Source organism: Vibrio sp. Y176 (assembly GCF_033438945.1).
The window spans coordinates 1-545 of sequence record NZ_JAWOQS010001036.1 but is presented as its reverse complement, the minus strand read 5'-3'; the positions used below and the strand labels follow the sequence as shown (position 1 = coordinate 545).

The following is a 545-nucleotide window of genomic DNA, read 5'->3' as shown; positions in this document are numbered from 1 at the left end:
CTGAGAGACCGTCATCCAATCTGGCAAAACATTCACATCTGAGATGTACGACAAATTCTGCATGATCTTGTCACGCTGCATCATGGGCTCGGAGCCATTGATGCGAATAGTCCCTTCGTAGTCGTGGGCGCCGAGTAGGGCGTTAATAAGCGTCGATTTACCCGCGCCATTGTGGCCGAGCAAACCAAGCACTTGACCAGCATGTAAGTCAAAACTCACATCATGAAGCGCCTCTCCTTGTTGACGGTACTGCTTGGAGACGTTTTTTACACTGACTAATGCGCTCATTGGTCACCTTTCATATGGGGGTTGAGTTGCTGGACAAGTTCATCAACTGACATGTCCAGACGTTGTAATGTATCGGCTATTTGAGGAATTTGCTGTTCAAGAAAGCGAGCCTTTTCCGCAGAGCGCAATTGTTGAATTGCCCCTTGTGCGACAAACATGCCTTGGCCACGTTTTTTCTCCACCAGTCCTTCATCAACAAGTAACTGATAGCCTTTCATGACGGTAAGGTGGTTAATTTTCATATCGGCAGAGATGCT

At 47.5% G+C, this 545-nt stretch carries 2 protein-coding genes; both read right to left on the bottom strand.

Annotated elements, in window-relative coordinates; all coding sequences use genetic code 11:
- The coding region (locus R7O13_RS30065; RefSeq protein WP_318305616.1) for an ATP-binding cassette domain-containing protein at positions 1-288 on the bottom strand (288 nt) is incomplete at its 3' end.
- On the bottom strand, positions 285-545 hold a 261-nt coding region (locus R7O13_RS30060), incomplete at its 5' end, for a GntR family transcriptional regulator (protein ID WP_318305615.1). The genes R7O13_RS30060 and R7O13_RS30065, both read right to left, overlap by 4 nt.